Genomic DNA, 18,542 nt, shown 5'->3' with positions numbered 1-18,542 from the left:
CTTCCCCCATCTTTTCGCCATAGTGGCGCCGAAATTCCGTAAGTGGGAGGAGAGGCTTATGACGGTGCTGTTCGACGAACAAGGCGAGATCATCCGCGAACTGGGTGTTGCCGCCGACATCGACCCTGAGCACGAGATCGAACGGCGGACCGCGTTCCTCAAGGATTATCTCGTCGCCTCGGGCATGCGCGGCTACGTCCTCGGCATCAGCGGCGGCGTCGATTCGCTGACGGCGGCGCTGCTGGCTCAGAAGGCGGTGCGCGAGCTGCGGGACAGCGGCCACACCGCCGAATTCATCGCCGTGCGCCTGCCCTACGGCGTCCAGGCAGATGAGGCCGATGCGGTGAGGGCGCTGGAAACGATCGGCGCCGACCGCTCGATGGTGGTCAACATCAAGGAGCCGGCCGATGCGATGCTTGCCGCCGCGCTAAATGGCGGCCTCGCCTTCGCCGATGCCGGCCGGCAGGATTTCATCCTCGGCAACATCAAGGCCCGTCAGCGGATGATCGCCCAGTTCGCCCTGGCCGGCGCCCTTGGTGGCCTCGTCATCGGCACCGATCACGCGGCCGAGGCGGTCATGGGCTTCTTCACCAAGTTCGGCGATGGCGCCGCCGATATCCTGCCGCTCGCCGGCCTCAACAAACGCCGCGTCCGTCTGCTGGCAAAGCGCCTCGGCGCCCCGGACGAGCTGGTGTTCAAGGTGCCGACGGCCGATCTCGAGAGCGAGCGCCCATTGCGCCCCGATGAAGAAGCCTATGGCGTCAGCTATGACGAGATCGACGATTTCCTCGAAGGCAGGCCGGTCGGCGAGATCGCCCGCCGCCGCATCCTCGCCGCCTATCGTGCCACCGGCCACAAGCGTGCCCTGCCGGTCGCCGTCAACGCCGTCTGATACCCCTCGGAGTCGCGGTGTGGCCGACCTCGTGTTTACGGCCTGACCGGCGAGCCGGTCCGTCCTGATGAGGCGAGATAGGCGTGTGGCGCAAAATAGACGCCGTCGGCATCGAAGGCCTCGAGATCTTCGGCCTGCAGCGCCTCGCGCACCTTCGGTCGAGCCGCCACGCGGGCCATGAAGCCGTGCAGTGCCGGCCATTGCTTGAGATCGATGTTGGTCCAAGGCGACCAGTTCAGGCAGACGAAGAGATAGGCATCCGCCACCGTAAACGCATCGCCGGTGAGATAGGGTCCGGCAAGACGGCCGTTCAGCCAGGCGAGTCGCTTCGATATCAGCGCGCGGATCTCCTCGTGAACGCTGGAATAAATCGGATTGAAGAGCAACACCATCGGCTTGTGCAGCTCGGCAGTGATGAAGTTGAGATAGGATTGCACCTCGTTGCGGCGGATGTTGCCGACCTCAGGCAACAGGGCTGCTCCTTCGGGCACGCTGTCGGCGAGGAACTGTACGATCGCCGGCCCCTCGGTCAACACCTTGCCATCGTCGAGCATCAGCGCCGGCACATAGCCGTTGCCGTTGATGGCTAGATAATCCTCGCCGTTGCTCGTCCGATGGGTCTGCCGGTCGACCTGGACGAGTTCGATATCGAGCCCCAGCTCCCGGCAGATGATGTGCGGCGAAAGCGAACAGGCCGCGGCGTGCATATAGAGTTTCATTGCGGTTTCCTCTCCTTGGGGAGGCAGGTGATGCCGCCCGCCGATAGCGTTGAACATTTGTACTGTTTCGCATAAAATAAACTTCGTCAAGAATTTAATGCGAAACGGTACAAAATATGAAGGACGAGAAGAAGCGCGGCCGCCCGAGGGGCTTCGACCCCAAGGCGGCGCTTGGCAAGGCGCGGGATGTGTTCTGGGACAGGGGTTTTGCCGCCGCCTCGCTCGACAATCTGAGCGCTGCGACCAACCTCAACCGCCCGAGCCTCTACGGCGCCTTCGGTGACAAGGAGGATCTCTATCTCGATACGCTGGAGGGGTATCGGCAGGACGGCATGGACGTGCTGATTGAGGCGCTCGACCCGTCACTGCCGCTTCGCGACAATATCGCCCGCGTCTATGCGGGTGCGCTGGCGATCTATCTGCACGGTGAAACCGCCGCCCGCGGCTGCCTGCTGATCGGCACGGCATCGGCCGAAGCGGTCCAGCATGAGCGGGTCCGCGAAGTGCTCGGCCGCAGCCTCAACGATTTCGACGACGAGATCGAAAAGCGCATGCGCCTTGCCGTGGAAAGGGGCGAGCTTCCCCGAAGCGCCGATCCGCAGATGCTTGCAAGGCTCGCCTCCGCCGTCATGCATTCGCTCGCCGTCCGCGCCCGCGCCGGCGACAGCCGCGAGACGCTGGAAGCGATCGCCCGGTCAGGCGTCGAGATGATCTGCGGGAGCGCGCCTTAGCCGGATGTCTGCCGATCCCGCGGCCGCGCTACCCAGGCATAGGCAGCGCCGGCGACAAGCAGCACGGAGGTGCCGAGGAAAACCGCCCGCATGCCGATATGGCCGCCGACGAAGCCGCCAAGGATGGGACCGGCGACCTGGCCGACATATTGCGAGGAGATGGAAAGCCCGAGAATGCTGCCGGCCGCACTGTCCGGCACGCTGTGGCGGATGACGGCGGCGATGCAGGGCAGAAGCCCGCCAAGTGCTGCGCCCATCAGAAAACGCAGGATGATCAGCTGCCAGGAGCTGGTGACGAAGGCCTGTGGGATCAACAGCAGCCCGGCGACGGCGAGGGCGCCTGAAATCACCGGCCAATGGCCGATCCTGTCTGCAAGCTTGCCGAGCCACGAGGCCGAGAGAATGCTGCCGAGGGCGGCGGCCGACATGACGACGCCCGATACGATCGTCACCTGGGCTTCTACGGCCACCAGCTGCGCGACATAGACGGTGATGATCGGCTCGATCGACATATTGGCAAACATCAACAGCATGCCGGTTGCCAGCATGGCGACGACAGGCCGCTTGTCGGCAATGGATTTCCAGCCGCCGCTGGCCTTGGCGGCCTGCTTGCGGGCCGGCGATTTCTCCTCCTTGATCAGCAGGGCCGTGGCGAGAAAGGCGAGGAAGATCATGCCGCCGGCGGCGAGAAACGTGCCGCGGATGCTGATGATCGGCGGCAGCGCCCCGCCGAGCAGCGGCCCGACGAGATTGCCGGCCATGATGCCGGAGGAGAGCACGCCGAGCGCCCAGGCCGAACGGTCCTTCGGCGTCTGCGTCGCCACCAGCACCATAGAGCCGGAGGAGTACCCGCCGGCAAGCCCGACGAAGAGGCGCAGCGCCACCAACTGCCAGACATTGCCGGCCATGCCCATCAGCGCGATCGCCACCGTCATGCCGAGACTGGCGCGCACCAGCATCAGCTTGCGGCCATAGATATCGCCGAGCCGCCCCCAGAGCGGCGCGACGAGGGCGGCGGCAAAGAAGGTGGCGCCATAGGCGATGCCCGACCATTGCACGATCGCCGCATGGTCGCTGACACCGAGTTCCTCGACATAGAGCGGCAGAAAGGGAAGCAGCAGCGTCATCGCCACGATCGTGGTGAAGGAGCCGATCAGCGAGATCACCAGGTTGCGCTTCCAGTAGATCGAGCCCGGCCTGGCGCTGGCAGCTTCCAATTGTGTATCGGTCATTCTTTCGGCCTCGGCATTGATCGCACGGCGAAGTTCCGCCCGCCCGATGAAACGATGTACCCCTTGCCGCGGCGAGGAGATCGACGCGGGTAAAACTGTCCTGAGATCGAGCTTTTCGAGGTCGAGCGCACGGGCCTGGCGGAGCATGCGCTCGTCGTTCCAGGGCGGGCACGCGCTGATATAACCGCCTTGTCGCCCGTCCTTCAAGACGGCGTTTGCGCATCGGTGGCCTGTCTTTGGGAAATTATCGCCGTAAGCTGGACCCGTTCCGGCAAAAGTGTTAGAGCGTGACTGATTGCATGATGCAATCAGTCACGCCGAGGAGATTGCCATGAGCGACATGCGCACATCCCGAGAACAGACCGTCCGCCATCTCTACGCCGCCTATCTCGACGACCGCAAGGATATGGTCGGCGCCATCTTGACGGAGGATTTCACCTTCTCCAGTCCGCGCGACGACCACATCGACCGAGCGACGTATTTCGAGCGCTGCTGGCCGAAGGAGCCGGTCTTCCGCGACTTTCACATCGAATTCCTGGCGATTGACGGCGACGAGGCGGTTGTCCGCTACCGCGCCGAAAAATTGGACGGTGGCAGCTTCCGTAACATCGAGAGCTTTCGCTTCCGCGGCGACAAGATCGCCTCCGTGGATGTCTATTTCGGCCGGAATCTGTAACCCCTTTTACAGGATCCGCATCGCCGACGTGCCGATGATGATCATCGAGACAGCCACCATCAACGGCCGCACCGGCAGCCTCTTGACCAGGATCGCGCCGAAGGGGGCAGCGATGACACCGCCGATGATCAGGCCGATCGCCGAATCGAGCTCCGACCAGCCGAGCGTCAGGACGAAGGTCAGGGAAATCGTCAGCGTCACTGCGAATTCGGTGAAGTTGGTCGAGCCGATCACCCGCTTCAGGTCATGGCCGCGGCTGACGAGCGAACTGGTGACGATCGGCCCCCATCCGCCGCCGCCGATCGCATCGAGCAGGCCACCGAAAAGCCCGACCGGCGGCACGATCCAGTCGCGAACATCCCGCTTCGGCGGCGGCCGGAAGGCTTTGTAGAGAATCACCAGCCCGATCACGATCAGATAGGCCGACACGAAAGGCTCGATCGCCTTGCCGTCGACATTGGCAAGCAGATAGGCCCCCATCGCACCGCCGAGCATGCCGGCCGGGGCGAGCCGCGCCACCAGGCGCCAGTCGACATTGCGATGATAGGCATGTGAGAGGCCCGAGGCGGCGGTCGTGAACATTTCCGCCACATGCGTCATCGCGCTGGCATTGGCCACCGGTACCCCGAAGGCGAGAAGGCTCGTCGTCGACAGCACGCCGAAGGCCATGCCGAGCGCGCCATCGACGACCTGCGCGCAGAAGCCCACGACGATGAAGAAGAAAAAATCCGATGTCATGCGGTCCCCTCAGGCGAACGGTAGTATCAGAACAAACGACGCGGGGAAAAAAGTTCCGGTCTCAGGCGGCCAATCCTCTCAGGCGATAGGTTCGCGCTGCTTCAGCCGGATGATCTTGAAGAAGCCGTTCGGAAAGACCGGCAGGATTTCGGCAGCGTCAAAATCGCCGCGGCGCTCGGCCCAGGCGATGATGCGGTGGATACGGAAGGCAGAGGACCAGCCGATATGACGCACCAGCGGCGCCACCGCCGTCTCGATCGCGCCCTGCAGGCCGGCGCCGTCGCCAAGCTTGCTGGCAAGGATGATCTCGCCGCCCGGCCGCAGCACCCTTGCGCATTCGTCAAGCGCACGTTCGGGCTCGGGGATGAGCGTGATGACGAAAGGCAGGCAGACCGCATCGAAAGACCGGTCGGCATAGCTCAGCGCATGCGCATCCATCACATCGAGCGCCTGCACATGCTGCAGGTTTTCGCGTTTCGCCTTTTCGCGCGCCCGCGCGATCATATGTTCGGAAATGTCGATGCCGGTCACCCGGCAGCGGCGCGGGTAGTGCCCGAGCGTCAGGCCGGTGCCGACGCCGATCTCCAGAATATCGGTGCCGGCCGCGGCGGCCAGCGCCGCCAGCTTGCGGTGGCCATCGCGCAGGATGCCGCGATAGACCCGGTCATAGACCGGCGCCCAGCGCTGATAGATTTTCTGCTGATCGTCCGCCCGGTTTCGAAGCTCTGACATGCCGACACCTCCCCAGCAAGTCCAGCAAAAGTGCACAGCGGTTTTGCGTTCGGAATTGCTTAAAACAAAAGATTTGGAGCGGTTGCGCGCTTCCATGAAAAAGCTGATCCGCTCGAAAGCCCAGCCTTTCAACTCCCAAGGGTAGGCTTCGGTTCCCCAGGAATGTGACGCAGGTCACAAATTGCCATGGTGGATCACCCGCAGCAGACTATTTTGCCGGCATCAGCCCGAGCTGTTTGGCATCTAGCTCGCTGCCGATCTCGACGGTCTTCTTCTGCTTGTCGTAGACGCAGATCTGGGCAATCAGCCCCTTGGCACCCTTCGGTTTGCCCGTCACCAGGGCGAGCCCGTAATGCGAGCTGCCGAAGGGATCGACAGCGGCGCTGGGCTTTTCGATCGTGACCGCTGCCTTCTTGCATTTGGCTTCGACGTCGGCAGCAAGCTGCTTCCAGGCATCGTCGGAGGAGGCATGCGCCGCAGCTGGGAGCGAAAGTAGCACGGCGGCAGCGAGAAGCTGGATTATATTCCTGTTCATATCGGTCTCCGTTGATCTCCGTCACAGGCGAAGCGGTTTTCGCGGCGCGCAACCCGGGCGATTTGCCCGCGCGACTAAAGCCCCGTAACTGAGGCAAATTTTCCTCCGGCCGGTCGTTTTTTGATATTTCGCCGGTTGCCTCTCCCCCTTTCCCCTCCTATGTTCCGCCACACCTGCCGATGACGCAATCTATTGCCAAGAGGAGATCTGACATGGCTTTCGAATTGCCTGAACTTCCCTATGATTACGAAGCGCTTGCTCCCTTCATGTCGAAGGAAACGCTGGAGTTCCACCACGACAAGCACCACAAGGCCTATGTCGACAACGGCAACAAGCTCGCCGCCGAAGCCGGTCTTTCGGATCTCTCGCTCGAAGACGTCGTCAAGAAGTCTTTCGGCACCAATGCCGGCCTCTTCAACAACGCGGCCCAGCACTACAACCACATCCATTTCTGGAAGTGGATGAAGAAGGGCGGCGGCGGCAACAAGCTGCCGGGCAAGCTCGAAGCGGCCTTCACCTCCGATCTCGGCGGCTACGACAAGTTCAAGGCCGATTTCGCCAATGCCGGCGCCACCCAGTTCGGCTCCGGCTGGGCCTGGGTTTCCGTCAAGAACGGCAAGCTCGAGATCTCCAAGACCCCGAACGGCGAAAATCCGCTGGTTCACGGCGCCACCCCGATCCTCGGCGTCGACGTCTGGGAGCATTCCTACTACATCGACTATCGCAACGCCCGCCCGAAATATCTCGAAGCCTTCGTCGATAGCCTGATCAACTGGGACTACGTCCTGGAACGCTACGAAGAAGCCACGAAGTAAGCGGCACCGGACTCGCCGCCATGGTGGCGATGTCGCCCGCCTCTTAGAATTCAGCACCCGGCGTCTCAGGCGCCGGGTGTTTTGTTTTCACACAAAGCCGTCACATCCCTGTCACCGACCGCTCCTAATCACGCCCCCATGTCGTCTTCCGATTCTCCCCTGTTCCGCTTCGGCATCATCGCCGATCCGCAATATGCGGCGATCGCGCCGCATGTGGCCATGGATCGCCACTATGCCAACAGCCTCGCCAAGGTCGCCGAGGCGATCGAGACATTCAACGGTGAGGAACTGAGCTTCGTCATGACGCTCGGCGATGTCATCGACCGCAGCTTTTCAAGCTTCGACGATATCCTACCGGTCTATCGGAAGCTCCGGCATGAGGCGCTCTTCCTGCTCGGCAATCATGATTTCTCGGTTTCGGCGGGGCATCTCTCCGAAGTTGCCGCGCGTCTCGGCATGCCGTCGCCCTACTACAGCTTCTTGCGCCACGGCTGGCGCTTCATCGTGCTCGACGGCAACGAGGTCAGTATCTTCGCGCCGCCCGAAGGCCATCCTCATCGCGCGTTGGCCGCCGAGATGCTGGCGGAGCTGCAGGCCAAGGGCGCGGCGAATGCCCATCGCTGGAATGCCGCGCTGAGCGACGAGCAGTTTGCCTGGCTCGGCGATGAAATCGCAAAAGCGGCCGCGGCCGGCGAGAAGGTAATCGTCATGAATCACTATCCGGTGCATCCGCCGAGCGAGCATGACATGTGGGACAGCGAACGCATCGTCGCGCTGCTCGCCTCACGCAGCAATGTCATTGCCTATCTCAACGGCCACGACCATGTCGGCAATTACGGCATGGCCGGCGCCTGCCACTTCGTCAATTTCAAGGGCGTGGTCGACACCGAGACCAAAAACGCTTTCGCGATCGTCGAGGTCCATCCCGACCGCATCGAAATCCGCGGCTTCGGCCGGGAAGAGAGCCGCGCGCTGGCTTATTAGGTTGCTCGCTACTGTTTGATTCACGCGAGCAGCTGCCCCTCACCCTATAACCTTACCGGGGTCGAGACACGTGGCTCGATCCAGGCAGAGGTGCCGGCAGGCGGATGAGGGGCTGGTCTCGCCAACCTCATGGCCGGAATGTTAGGTGACACCGACGCCTGCTCGTACCTCAACCGCCGCGCCTCAGGCAGGCACAGCCTTCTCCGTCCAGCCGCTGGTCCACAATTCCCGCAGCCCATCGCCTTCACCCTTGAAGAAGCCATCGGCCTCCTCGCAGTGCTCCACCCGGTCACTGCGGAAATTGCGGATCGCCTGGCGCAGTTCGCACCAGGCGACGATATTGGCGGTCTGCGAATAATAGATCAGCGCGACCGGCCGGATCGTCCTTTCGCTGGCGCGACCGAGTTCGTCGCGGTAACCGAGCATCAGCTTGCGTTCGTCGCGGATCGCCCGGCGCACGATCGCCAGGTCCAAGCCCGCCGGCTGCGCGATGGAACCCCAGGCATAGAGCGCCTTGTTGTCCATCGCCTGGCGCAGCGGGGCGGGCACCGCGCCTGAAATCTTCCGGTTGACCCGGCGCGCCGCCTGTTTCAGCTCCTCGTCCGCCGTCCGGTCGAGCAGCGCCAGCGACAGCACGATCGCCTCCATCTCCTCGATCGAGAACATTAAGGGCGGCAGGTCGAAGCCCGGTCGCATGATGTAGCCGATGCCGCGCCCGCCTTCGATCGGCACCCGCATCGCCTGGAGTGCGGCGATGTCGCGATAGATCGAGCGCGCGGTCACTTCGAGCGTCTCGGCCATGTCAGCCGCCGTTATCGGCTTTCTTGCCAGCCGGAGGATCTGAATGATCTCGAAAAGCCGCGAGGCCTTGCGCATTTAACCTCTCCCATCCGCCACGCTCCTGACAGTACACTGTCAGTTGGGTTCCCGTATAGAGCCGCCTATCAGATTGAAATCAATCAGGGTCTTTGAAAACGGCCCGCAGAAATTCAAGGCGGTAACTGACATGAACTACCATGAAAACCTCTGGCTTTTCTTCACCCTTCTGTTCGGCATCATCATCGTGCCGGGCATGGACATGCTCTTCGTGCTCGCCAATTCGCTGACCGGCGGCGTCAAGCGTGGGCTGGCGGCAACCGGCGGCATCATGGCCGGGGGTGCGGTACATTCGGCCTATGGCGCGGCCGGCGTCGGCGTGCTCGTCACCATGCTGCCCCAGCTTTTCAACGTGCTGCTCTTTGCCGGCGTGGCCTACATGATCTGGATCGGGATTTCGCTGATCCGCAGCTCGATCACCGTCGAGGCGGTCGGGCCGGGAACGGCGCGCTCCGGCTGGCGCGCCTTCCGCCAGGGGGCCGTCACCTGTTTGGTCAACCCGAAGGCCTATATCTTCATGTTTGCCGTCTACCCGCAGTTCCTGAGACCGGAATATGGTCCGCTCTGGATACAGGGGCTGATCATGGGCGTCATGACTGTCGTCACCCAGTTCGCCATCTACGGCACACTGGCGATGACGGCCGGCCGCAGCCGCGGCCTGCTCGTCGCCAACCCTGACGTCACGGCCTTTGTCGGCCGCTTCGCCGGACTGCTGCTGGTTGCGGTCTCCGCCTTCAGCCTCTGGCAGGGGTGGAAAAGCGCTTGAGCCGCTGCGGCCTATCACATTGTTTTTATGATGATCCGGCAAAACGTGACTGCCCGGACGCATGGATTTTGGCATGCTCCCGGTGCAGATTGGCCTTCGGCCACCCTGGCCGAGGAGAAATGGAGAGGAATATGAATTGGAAAGCAGTAGCTGCGGCCCTGGCGATGGCCGGCATGGCCGCCGGTTCGGTGACCGCCGCCGACGGCACTCATGATTCGCGCGTTGCGTTGATGAAGCAGATCGGCGGTTCGGCGGGGGCCTTGGCAGCCATCGCCAAGGGCACCAAGCCCTATGACGCCGAGGCAGTGAAGGCGGCGCTGACGACGATCGCCGCAACTGCCAAGGTCTTCCCCGACCAGTTCAAGCCGGGCACGGACACGAATGACGAAGGCGCGAGCCCGAAAATCTGGGAAAACATGGACGACTTCAAGGCGCGCGCCGCCAAGCTCTCCAGCGACGCTGAAACCGCGCTGGCTCAGCTTCCGGCCGATCCTGCGGCCGTCGGCGCCACGATGAACACGCTCGGCGCCAATTGCGGCGGCTGTCACAAGGCCTATCGCCTCAGCAAGTGAGCGATAGGCCATTTTCATCTGGATACAGGATCCGCGCCGGCCTTGTCGCCGGCGCGGATCGCCTTATTCTCCGCCTGCGCAGATCGATCGGGGGATCGATCGACGCGGAAATCTCGGCAAAAGGGGAGGCGGCGCATGGTCCGCAGGTTCATCCGGTTATTGCTCTGTCTGATCGGCGTCGCCGTCCTCGGCGGAGGCGCCTTCTATCTCGTCACCGCACCCGATCCGCTGCCGGAAAGCCATTGGGCCAATCTCGGCGCGCCTGATACGGCAAACGGTGAGATGGTCTTCTGGGCGGGCGGCTGCGTCAGCTGTCATGCCGCACCCGGTTCCGAAGGTGATGCCAAGCTGACACTGTCAGGCGGCCTGGCGCTGAAGAGCCCTTTCGGAACCTTCCACGTGCCGAACATCTCACCCGATGAAAAGGCCGGTATCGGCGGCTGGACGCTTGCCGAGTTCGGCAATGCCATGAAGCGCGGCGTCGGCCCGGGCGGTCAGCATCTCTACCCATCCTTTCCCTATGCCTCCTATTCCCGGATGAGCGACAAGGACGTCAACGATATCTACGCCTTCCTGAAAACCCTGCCGAAGAGCGCAAACGTCGCGCCGCCGCATGAGCTGCCGTTCCCCTTCAATATCCGGCTTGCGCTCGGCGGCTGGAAATTCCTCTATTTCAACGACCAGCCGCGCGTGGCGCTGGCAAAGGGCGACGACAAGATCAAGCGCGGGCAATATCTCGTCGAAGGTCCCGGTCATTGCGGCGAATGCCATACGCCGCGCGATGCGCTCGGCGGCTTTACGGCGGATCAATGGCTTGCCGGCGCTCCCAATCCGGAAGGCAAGGGCCGCATACCCGATATCACGCCGGCTTCCAAGAGCATCGGCGGCTGGAGCGAGGCCGATATCGCCAGCTATCTCGAAACCGGCTTCACGCCCGATTTCGATTCCGTCGGCGGCTCGATGGTCGATGTGCAGCAGAACATCGCCCATCTCCCGGCCGCCGACCGTGAGGCAATCGCCGCCTATCTGAAGGCCGTGCCGGGGCGTTAGTGGTGGGGCGAAGTCACTGCGGCCTGCAGTTGATAATATCTTTCTACGGGATATCGCTTTGCCCGGCGGCGGCAGCGCTTTCCGCTTCGATATGTCGGTGTTAAACGGCGACGTTTGTATTTCAAGGACATATCATGAAAAGATTGCTTCGCCTGCTGCTGACGATCGCACTTGCGGTCGTGATTTTCACCGGTTTCCGCTGGTATCGCTATATCACCAACACCGACAGCCCCTATGATGAAATCGGCATCACGCTCAACAATGCCATGCCCGGCCCGATCAACAGCTGGGGCTGCGCCAAGCTGAAAATCACCTTTGCCGGTTCCCTGCCGCCATACGGCTGCGCCGCCGCTGACGGGACCCAATGGAAATAACGGTGCCAACCGGGCGAGGGCTTTCGCGCGTTCACTTGGTTGCTTGGCGCCTTCGGAGGATCCGATGCTCTGTCTACAGGGAGGTGGGACCCGGCATGAGATCATAGGGATGGCGCCAGCCAGCCATGTTTCTGATCCGATCTTTCCAGGCTGCGATAGCCGGAAAGGCGCTGTGATCGATCCCGGTTTCCTCCGGCATGAAGACGTAGCCCGCCAAAGAGAGGTCTGCGATCGTCAGCCGGTCGCCGACCACGAAGGCCCGACGCGCCAGATGTTCGTCGACGATTGCGTAGGCAGCTTTAGCCCTCAGTCTTAAAAACTCGACGACTGGCGTCTCGCCGCACTTCTGCAGGCCATACATGAACCTCAACGTCGCGTAATAGCTCGTGAATTTGTGGTTATCGAAAAGAATCCAACGCATGATGTCTCGTCGTTCTTCGGCTGTCTGCGCCCCGAAGTGCCCAGTCACCTCCGACAAATAGTCAAGGATGATCCCCGATTGGCTGATCTTCGTTTGCCCATGTTCGAGCACAGGGGCTTCGCCCTGCTCGTTTATGGTCTTTCGCCATTCTTCGGTGCGCGTTTCGCCGCCCAGATAGTCAACGAAAGTGCTCTCCCACTCGATGCCGGCAAGTGCGAAGAAGAGCGCGACCTTGTAACAGTTCCCCGAGAGAGCAAAGCAATGTAGCTTGAAATCTGGCATGAAAGCTCCTCATGCAATTCGATAATTGTCGGTAGGCTGAAACCGGTTCCTGCATAAACCCGGCGGGCGCCTCGTGCCTGCCAGCCTTGAAGCGCGTCGCAATCTTTCAGATTCGTTCGTCGCGCTTTAGGGCTTTTTGTTAATGCATCCCGTTATCGCAACACCGCTCGCACCATGCCCGACGCGCTTCAGGCGATCGACTGCATGTAGCGCATGCCGGTTACCGGACGCGGGGTGAAATCCAGCTGTTCGTAGAAGCGGTGCGCCAGCACGTTTCCGGTCGCAGCACTGACGGAGAGGTAGCCGCAGCCGGCTTTGCGGGCGGTTTCGCGCGCCCGGTCGACGAGCAACTGGCCGGTGCCGTGACCGCGATGGCCGTCGCGCACGAACAGATGGTGCAGGTCCATGCCGCGCTTGCCTTCCTGCGCCCTGTAGAGCGGCACCAGAATGGCGTATCCGATCAGCCCTTCGGCGGTCTCGGCCACGAGCGCATGGATCCAGGGCAGCGGACCGAAGAGGTCGCGCTCCAGTTGCTCCGGCGTTGTCGCAGCCGCATCGCCATGATGGGCGGCGAGCAGGGCGATCATCTCGTTGAGCTCGGGCAGGTCGCGCGGCTTGGCGGCGCGGATCGTTACCACCGATGGGCGCATCAGTGAAATTTCGCTGTCTTCGATTTCGGTCATGGTCTTCGCGTCCTTTGATATTCTGCCGTCAGGACGCTGCCGATACAACAAAGCCGCCTGACGGCGGCTTGTTGACAATATGATCTTGTCCGGCCGCCCTTTACAGGTACAGCCAAAAATACGAGCGGCTCTGGTGCGCGTTTTTGATCATGGGCCATAGATCGTCGGAAACGCGGCCTTTGTCAATGGCGGATTAAGCCGCGTATTCGCTTTCATTAGAAAATGCTGTGAGGGGCTCGCGCGGCCATGATCGCATCGAATGTCGCGAGAAGGAGCGGTGCTGAACGACATCATCGGCATTGAGCCCTGGCTTTCCGCTTGATACTATACCCCCCTATGCTATATGAGAACCCACCATGTCCCACACCACCCTGCAGAAAAAGAAGCTCGTCGCCCGCATCAGCCGCCTGAAAGGGCAGATGGAGGCGGTCGAGCGTGCGCTCGAGGCTGAGCGCCCTTGCGGCGAAATTCTGCAACTGCTTGCCTCGATCCGTGGCGCGCTGACCGGGTTGACCGGCGAGGTGCTCGACGACCACTTGCGCGAACATGTGCTGAATGCCGCCAATGATGCGGCGAGGACCGAGGCGGTCGAGGAAATATCGGAAGTCTTGAGAATCTATATTCGCTGAATGCCGTGAAGAAGGAGCCTGTAATGCGTGCCGGAATCGACAAGGCTGGAATGGACGCCCTGGAACACGACCATGTCTTCCTCGGCGCCGATCACACGCGCAATGAGCGGCGCATCTGGCTGGTGATCGCGCTGACGGCGGTGATGATGGTGGCGGAAATCGCCGCCGGCACCGTCTACGGCTCCATGGCCCTTGTTGCCGACGGCTGGCACATGTCGACCCATGCCAGTGCGCTGCTGATTTCGGCGCTCGCCTATCTCTTCGCCCGTCGGCAGGCGCGCAATCCGCGCTTCACCTTCGGCACCGGCAAGCTCGGCGATCTCGCCGGCTTTGCCAGCGCCATCGTCCTTGCCCTGATTGCCCTGCTGATGGCCTACGAAAGCCTGCTGCGCCTTTCTAACCCCGTGCCGATCGGTTTTGCCCAGGCGATTGCCGTTGCGGTCATCGGCCTTGCTGTCAACCTCGCCAGCGCCTGGCTGCTCGCCGGCGGCGGCCATGCCGCGCATGGCCATCATATGCACGGGCATGGCCAGCATGCGCACCATGGCCACCATCATCACGCTCACGGCCACCACGGACATGGCGATCACGGGCGCCATGGACATGGCGACCACGCCCACACCGCAAAGACCGGCGACAACAATATCCGCGCCGCCTATCTGCATGTGATCGCCGATGCCCTGACCTCGGTGCTCGCCATCGCGGCGCTGACGCTCGGCAGCCTTTACGGCTGGCTCTGGCTCGATCCCATCATGGGCATCGTCGGCGGGTTGGTCATCGCCAACTGGTCCTGGAGCCTGATGAAATCCTCGGGCGGCGTCCTTCTCGACGTCGTCCCCGAAGGCGAGACGCTGCCGACCGAAATCCGCGGCGCCATCGAGACCGAGGACGACCGGATCACCGATCTGCATGTCTGGCAGGTCGGCCCCGGCCATCATGCGGCAATCGTCGCCGTCCTCACCTCGCAGCCGCGCGATCCGGCCTTCTACAAGGGCAGGCTTTCGGCGCTGACGGAATTGTCGCATGTGACGGTCGAGGTCACCCGCGCCGCGTGACCAGCGCGGACGATAGAGGTCGCTCGGCGGGCGAAGAAGTCGCCGCGTTGACGACAAGTCGCCGCAATCGCTCCTTAGCTCTGTCCTCCCACCCGCCGGAGGATTTCATGGATCTCAGTTTGACCCGCCGCATGCTGCTCGGCTCGGCCCTTTGCCTGCCTGCGATGGGCCTGCCCGCGCTGGTGCTTCCCGCCAATGCCGAGGAGGGGACCAAGGAGGAGAATACCGAGAAGGGCGACGACGACATCCAGCACCGCCTTGCTGCGCTCGAAAAACGCACCGGCGGCCGTCTCGGCGTTTCGGTGCTCGACACTGAAACGAGCATCTCCTTCGGCTATCGCGGCAGCGAAGCCTTTCCGATGTGCAGCACCTTCAAGGCGCTGGCAGCAGGTTTCGTGCTGGCCCGTGTCGACAAGGGCGAGGAGAAGCTCGACCGGCGGGTGACTTATGGCAAGGACAAACTCGTCGACTATTCGCCGCTCAGCGAAAAACATGCGGGCACCGACGGCATGACCGTTGCTGAACTCTGCGAGGCGGCGGTGACCGTCAGCGACAATACCGCCGGCAACCTGCTGCTCGAAAGTTTTGGCGGGCCGGCAGGACTGACCGATTGGCTGCGCTCGATCGGCGATGGCGCCACGCGTCTCGACCGCACCGAACCGACGCTGAACGAGGGCAAAAAGGGCGATCCGCGCGACACGACGACCCCGGAGGCGATGCTCGACACGCTCGGCAACCTGACGCTCGGCTCGGTGCTTGCCGAGGCTTCCTGCGACCGGCTGATCGCCTGGCTGGTGGCCAGCACCACAGGCAAGGAACGGCTGCGGGCCGGCCTGCCCCAGGATTGGAAGGTCGGTGACAAGACCGGCACCGGCCCGAACGGCACTCTCGGCGATATCGCCGTCATCTGGCCCCCGGATCGCGGCCCGATCGTCGCCGCCGTCTATATCGCCGAGGCGACCGCACCGGTGACGGAACTCAACCCGGTCTTCGCCGAAGTCGGCCGCATGATCGTCGAGATGGTGTGAATCGGGAGAAAGCTGACGCGGGTTTCCCGCGAGTTGTATGAAATCCTGAAACCAGCCCCTCATCCGCTTGCCGGCATCCTCTCCCCGTAAACGGGGCGAAGAGACCATGCCGCGCCGCCTTCCTCAACCTCGAGGCCGCGTTTGGCACGTCCCTTCTCCCCGCGAGCGGGGGTCCGAAGGACGGGTCGAGACGAGGGGCTCGACCCCGGTAAGGTTAGGGTGAGGGGCAAGCCACAGGCAGTGAGGGGCTGCCATGGGCGCGAACCGAAGAGCCTTGGGCCATCAAGGCAGCGTATAGGCGATCACGTAGTCGCCGGGCTTCGTGCCGACCGAGCCGTGGCCGCCGGCGACCATGACGACATATTGTTTGTTGTCATCAGCCATATAGGTCATCGGCGTCGCCTGGCCGCCGGCGGGAAGCCGTCCCTGCCAGAGCTGCCGCCCACTCGTCACGTCGTAAGCGCGCAGATAGTTGTCGACCGCAGCCCCGAGGAAGGCGACGCCGCCCTTGGTCAGCATCGGCCCGCCGATGCCCGGCACGCCCACCTTGAAGGGCAGGGGCAGCGGCGTCATGTCATGCACGGTGCCGTTCTTGTGCATATAGGCGATCTTGCCTGTGTGCAGGTCGACGCCGGCGACATAGCCCCAGGGCGGCGCCTGGCAGGGGATTTTGAGCAGTCCGAGGAAGGGACCCATGAAGACGCCGTAGGGCGCGCCGTCATTGCGGTTGAGTCCCTGTTCGCTGCCCTTCTCGTCCTGGCCCCTCGGCGGAATGTCGGCCGCCGGCACCAGGCGCGAGGTGAAGGCGAGATAGGTCGGCATGCCGAACATGATCTGCCGCTCCGGATCCACCGCCACCGAGCCCCAGTTGAAGGTGCCGAAATTGCCGGGATAGACGATCGTGCCTTTGAGCGAAGGCGGGGTGTAGCGGCCCTCGTAGCGATAACGGTGGAAGTCGATGCGGCAGGCGAGCTGGTCGAACAGCGACACGCCCCACATGTCCTTTTCCTGAAGCGGCTCGGGCGAGAAGGTGAGATCGGAGATCGGCTGGGTCGGCGAGGTATGATCGCCGGCCACGGCGCCGCCCGGCGCCGGGATTTCCTTGACCGGAATGATCGGCTCGCCGGTCCGCCGGTCGAGCACATAGATATCGCCCTGCTTGGTCGGGCCGACGAGGGCGGGAACGGTCGTGCCGTCCTGCTTCGTCAGATCGATCAGAACGGGCTGTGCCGGCACGTCCATGTCCCAGAGGTCGTGATGCACGGTCTGGCGCACCCAGCGCAGCTGGCCGGTGGCGATATCGAGCGCGACGATCGATGAGGAGAATTTCTCGACATTGTCGCTGCGGTTGATACCGAGCTGATCAGGCACCTGGTTGCCGAGCGGGAGGTAGACCATGCCGAGCGCCTCGTCGACGCTGAAGACCGACCAGCTGTTCGGCGAATTGGTGGTATAGGTCTGCCCGTTGGCGAGCGGCGTCGTCACGTCGGGATTGCCGGAATCCCAGTTCCAGATGAGCGCGCCGGTATTGATGTCGAAGGCGCGGATGACGCCGGACTGCTCCTGGGTGGAGTAGTTGTCGTTGACCGCCCCGCCGATGATGATCTTGCCCGCCACCGCGACCGGCGGCGAGGTGGAATAATAATAGCCGGCCGGGTTGTAGCGCATACCGGCTTCCAGATGCAGCACGCCCTGATCGGCAAAGCTGGTGCAGATCTTCCCGTCCGCCGCATCGAGCGCGATCAGCCGCGCGTCGGATGTCGGCAGGTAGACGCGCTCGGCGCAGGGCTGGCCGGCGGCAACGGCGGGATCGGCATAATAGGTGACGCCGCGGCAAGTCTGATGCTGCCGGTCGGGGTTCATGCCGGAGTTGGCGTCGTACTTCCATTTCTCCTTGCCGGTCTTGGCGTCGAGCGCGATCGCCCAATTATGCGGCGTGCAGAGATAGAGCGTGTCCTTCACCTTGAGCGGCGTTACCTGATAGGTCGTCTCGCCGACATCCTCCGGCCGCTTGACGTCGCCGGTCTGGTATCGCCACACCTCCTTAAGGGTGGAGACGTTTTCGGCGGTGATCTGGTCGAGCGGCGAATAGCGCTGGCCGAAGGGCGTGCGGCCGTATTGATGCCATTCGCCGTCCGGCACGCTGCCGCCGAAGGCGGGGCTGGCGGCGACCTTGTCGGTCGGCAGATCGCCGGCAAGATCGTGCGGATCTGTGGTCATCGAATAGAGGGCGACGAGAATGGCGAGGATGACGGGTATGGCGAGCGGCCAGGGATTGGCGCCGTAAGTGAAGCCGGTCGGGCTGCGCAGGCCGAGCGGCCGGCGGATCCAGGGCGTCAGCAGCCAGAGCCCGAGCAGGATGATCATGCCGCCGCGCGGCCCCAACTGCCACCAGTCGAAGCCGACCTCCCACACCGCCCAGCCGAGCGCGGTGACAACAAGCACCGCATAGACCCAGAGCGCCACCGCCTTGCGCATCAGCAGCAGCCCGGCGGTGATCAGGAACATCAGCCCGGCGAACAGATAGAACACGCTGCCGCCGAGCGTGACGAGCCACAGCCCGCCGCCGCCGAGGGCCAGCCCGATGATGATGAAGAAGATGGAGGTGATGACGATCGCCATAAGGCTGTATCTCCCGCTGAGGTTCGCCGGGGTGAGGGATCGGCGGAAAAGTCCCGCCGATCAGCCAGATAGCGCGAAGGAGATGCCTTTCAACGGCCACAATTGCCGCAGGCTGTCGTCACGTTTTGGA

At 63.0% G+C, this 18,542-nt stretch carries 21 protein-coding genes; 12 read left to right on the top strand and 9 right to left on the bottom strand.

The features are described 5' to 3' along the window. Positions 1–58 precede the first annotated feature (58 nt). Positions 59–892: an ammonia-dependent NAD(+) synthetase gene (gene nadE, locus EEQ99_RS10915; protein ID WP_047614250.1), complete on the top strand. Its 834-nt coding sequence runs from the start codon at positions 59–61 to the stop codon at positions 890–892. A gap of 35 nt (positions 893–927) precedes the next feature. On the opposite strand, the gene gstA is transcribed toward nadE, so the two are convergent. Further along, complete coding sequence (gene gstA / locus EEQ99_RS10910) at positions 928–1,611, bottom strand: glutathione transferase GstA (protein WP_097542722.1); 684 nt, start codon at positions 1,609–1,611, stop codon at positions 928–930. A gap of 116 nt (positions 1,612–1,727) precedes the next feature. On the opposite strand from gstA, the gene EEQ99_RS10905 reads away from it, so the two are divergent. Further along, positions 1,728–2,342: a TetR/AcrR family transcriptional regulator gene (locus tag EEQ99_RS10905; protein WP_097595741.1), complete on the top strand. Its 615-nt coding sequence runs from the start codon at positions 1,728–1,730 to the stop codon at positions 2,340–2,342. Here EEQ99_RS10905 and EEQ99_RS10900 read toward each other — a convergent pair. Continuing rightward, positions 2,339–3,574 carry an MFS transporter gene (locus EEQ99_RS10900; RefSeq protein ID WP_127430602.1) on the bottom strand — a complete coding sequence of 412 codons (1,236 nt, stop codon included), beginning with the start codon at positions 3,572–3,574 and terminating at the stop codon, positions 2,339–2,341. The genes EEQ99_RS10905 and EEQ99_RS10900 overlap by 4 nt on opposite strands. Before the next feature lie 331 nt (positions 3,575–3,905). On the opposite strand from EEQ99_RS10900, the gene EEQ99_RS10895 reads away from it, so the two are divergent. Next, complete coding sequence (locus tag EEQ99_RS10895; protein WP_025570125.1) at positions 3,906–4,250, top strand: nuclear transport factor 2 family protein; 345 nt, start codon at positions 3,906–3,908, stop codon at positions 4,248–4,250. Between the two features lie 6 nt (positions 4,251–4,256). Here EEQ99_RS10895 and EEQ99_RS10890 read toward each other — a convergent pair whose 3' ends face one another. The 3 genes from EEQ99_RS10890 to EEQ99_RS10880 form a co-directional block, all read right to left on the bottom strand. After that, positions 4,257–4,988 carry a sulfite exporter TauE/SafE family protein gene (locus EEQ99_RS10890; RefSeq protein WP_025570126.1) on the bottom strand — a complete coding sequence of 244 codons (732 nt, stop codon included), beginning with the start codon at positions 4,986–4,988 and terminating at the stop codon, positions 4,257–4,259. A gap of 78 nt (positions 4,989–5,066) precedes the next feature. Then, positions 5,067–5,720: a class I SAM-dependent methyltransferase gene (locus EEQ99_RS10885; protein ID WP_127430405.1), complete on the bottom strand. Its 654-nt coding sequence runs from the start codon at positions 5,718–5,720 to the stop codon at positions 5,067–5,069. 208 nt (positions 5,721–5,928) lie between these two features. Then, on the bottom strand, positions 5,929–6,255 hold the full coding sequence (locus tag EEQ99_RS10880) for a hypothetical protein (RefSeq protein ID WP_127430404.1): 327 nt from the start codon (positions 6,253–6,255) through the stop codon (positions 5,929–5,931). Positions 6,256–6,467: 212 nt separating this feature from the next. Between EEQ99_RS10880 and EEQ99_RS10875 the strand changes: the two genes are divergently transcribed. Continuing rightward, the gene (locus tag EEQ99_RS10875; protein WP_008528928.1) at positions 6,468–7,070 is read left to right on the top strand and encodes a superoxide dismutase; all 603 of its coding nucleotides are present in this window, start codon (positions 6,468–6,470) and stop codon (positions 7,068–7,070) included. Between the two features lie 138 nt (positions 7,071–7,208). Then, a complete protein-coding gene (locus EEQ99_RS10870; RefSeq protein WP_127430403.1) occupies positions 7,209–8,054 on the top strand; it encodes a metallophosphoesterase in 846 nt (281 codons plus the stop codon). A gap of 183 nt (positions 8,055–8,237) precedes the next feature. Here the strand turns inward: EEQ99_RS10870 and EEQ99_RS10865 are convergent, their stop codons facing one another. Beyond that, entirely contained in the window at positions 8,238–8,930 is a 693-nt protein-coding gene (locus EEQ99_RS10865; RefSeq protein WP_025570135.1) for a helix-turn-helix transcriptional regulator, read from the bottom strand. 130 nt (positions 8,931–9,060) lie between these two features. On the opposite strand from EEQ99_RS10865, the gene EEQ99_RS10860 reads away from it, so the two are divergent. From EEQ99_RS10860 to EEQ99_RS10845, 4 genes are all read left to right on the top strand, one after another. Continuing rightward, complete coding sequence (locus tag EEQ99_RS10860; RefSeq protein WP_127430402.1) at positions 9,061–9,696, top strand: LysE family translocator; 636 nt, start codon at positions 9,061–9,063, stop codon at positions 9,694–9,696. A 131-nt stretch (positions 9,697–9,827) separates the two neighbouring features. After that, a complete protein-coding gene (locus tag EEQ99_RS10855) occupies positions 9,828–10,268 on the top strand; it encodes a c-type cytochrome (protein ID WP_025570139.1) in 441 nt (146 codons plus the stop codon). A 135-nt stretch (positions 10,269–10,403) separates the two neighbouring features. Further along, a complete protein-coding gene (locus EEQ99_RS10850; RefSeq protein ID WP_127430401.1) occupies positions 10,404–11,318 on the top strand; it encodes a cytochrome c in 915 nt (304 codons plus the stop codon). A 134-nt stretch (positions 11,319–11,452) separates the two neighbouring features. Beyond that, positions 11,453–11,692 carry a hypothetical protein gene (locus EEQ99_RS10845; RefSeq protein ID WP_047614263.1) on the top strand — a complete coding sequence of 80 codons (240 nt, stop codon included), beginning with the start codon at positions 11,453–11,455 and terminating at the stop codon, positions 11,690–11,692. 73 nt (positions 11,693–11,765) lie between these two features. On the opposite strand, the gene EEQ99_RS10840 is transcribed toward EEQ99_RS10845, so the two are convergent. Both EEQ99_RS10840 and EEQ99_RS10835 read right to left on the bottom strand, forming a co-directional pair. After that, entirely contained in the window at positions 11,766–12,395 is a 630-nt protein-coding gene (locus EEQ99_RS10840) for a glutathione S-transferase family protein (RefSeq protein ID WP_025570145.1), read from the bottom strand. Positions 12,396–12,583: 188 nt separating this feature from the next. Then, a complete protein-coding gene (locus EEQ99_RS10835) occupies positions 12,584–13,078 on the bottom strand; it encodes a GNAT family N-acetyltransferase (RefSeq protein WP_025570147.1) in 495 nt (164 codons plus the stop codon). A 356-nt stretch (positions 13,079–13,434) separates the two neighbouring features. Here EEQ99_RS10835 and dmeR point away from each other — a divergent pair, with 356 nt between their 5' ends. The 3 genes from dmeR (at position 13,435) to bla (ending at position 15,790) form a co-directional block, all read left to right on the top strand. After that, entirely contained in the window at positions 13,435–13,707 is a 273-nt protein-coding gene (dmeR, locus tag EEQ99_RS10830) for a Ni(II)/Co(II)-sensing transcriptional repressor DmeR (RefSeq protein WP_127430400.1), read from the top strand. Positions 13,708–13,730: 23 nt separating this feature from the next. After that, on the top strand, positions 13,731–14,762 hold the full coding sequence (dmeF, locus tag EEQ99_RS10825) for a CDF family Co(II)/Ni(II) efflux transporter DmeF (protein WP_127430399.1): 1,032 nt from the start codon (positions 13,731–13,733) through the stop codon (positions 14,760–14,762). A gap of 107 nt (positions 14,763–14,869) precedes the next feature. Beyond that, positions 14,870–15,790, top strand: a complete 921-nt coding sequence (gene bla / locus EEQ99_RS10820) for a class A beta-lactamase (protein WP_097623232.1) — start codon at positions 14,870–14,872, stop codon at positions 15,788–15,790. A gap of 282 nt (positions 15,791–16,072) precedes the next feature. Here the strand turns inward: bla and EEQ99_RS10815 are convergent, their stop codons facing one another. Continuing rightward, a complete protein-coding gene (locus tag EEQ99_RS10815; protein WP_127430398.1) occupies positions 16,073–18,412 on the bottom strand; it encodes a glucose/quinate/shikimate family membrane-bound PQQ-dependent dehydrogenase in 2,340 nt (779 codons plus the stop codon). Positions 18,413–18,542: the final 130 nt, after the last annotated feature.

This window comes from Rhizobium anhuiense (assembly GCF_003985145.1).
Classification (GTDB): Bacteria; Pseudomonadota; Alphaproteobacteria; order Rhizobiales; family Rhizobiaceae; genus Rhizobium; species Rhizobium anhuiense.
This window is presented reverse-complemented; position numbering and strand designations above follow the sequence as displayed.